The sequence below is a fragment of the Vibrio sp. 2304 genome (genome assembly GCF_033339475.1).
Lineage (GTDB): Bacteria > Pseudomonadota > Gammaproteobacteria > Enterobacterales > Vibrionaceae > Vibrio > Vibrio alginolyticus.
The window spans coordinates 1-513 of sequence record NZ_JAWOUQ010000147.1 but is presented as its reverse complement, the minus strand read 5'-3'; the positions used below and the strand labels follow the sequence as shown (position 1 = coordinate 513).

Sequence of the window (513 nt, the reverse complement as noted above, 5' to 3'; positions counted from 1 at the left end):
AAGCATCTATTTCTTCTTGAGATATAAAATTATCACTCATTCTATAACATCCTCTTCTATAAATTGTAATACTTCTACTGCCAATTTGCTGTTTAACTTACCGGGTCTTACCAAAAAATGAGGTTTTCCTTCGACAAGCATGCTAAGTGGTTCATCAATCCTATTATCAAGCCTTATACAATCGCCCTCTTCTAAATTTAGAAAGTCTCTGATACTAATATAAGTTCTACCCAATTCCACCTCTAAATTTACAGGAACTCCTAAAACTCTTTTTTCCACTATTGCTCTATAATCATCAGTTTGCTCATTATCAGACTCGAACCAGTTTTTAAAGTTCAATCTCTCTATGATTGCATCTAAAGATATATATGGGATGCATATATTTATAAAGTTTTTATGTTCGAGTAACTCAAAAGTAAAACTTATTAGTATAACTGGTTCATTTGGAGAAGCAATTTGAACAATTTGAGGATTGCTTTCTATAAATTCTAACTCAGATTCAACCTCTACTAT

Annotated in this window: 1 protein-coding gene; it reads right to left on the bottom strand. The window is 31.4% G+C overall.

Features of this window, described 5'->3' with window-relative positions; genetic code table 11:
- Nucleotides 1-36: 36 nt before the first annotated feature.
- Nucleotides 37-513: flagellar motor switch protein FliM (locus R7P64_RS24720; protein WP_318124283.1), on the bottom strand; the 477-nt coding region annotated here is incomplete at its 5' end.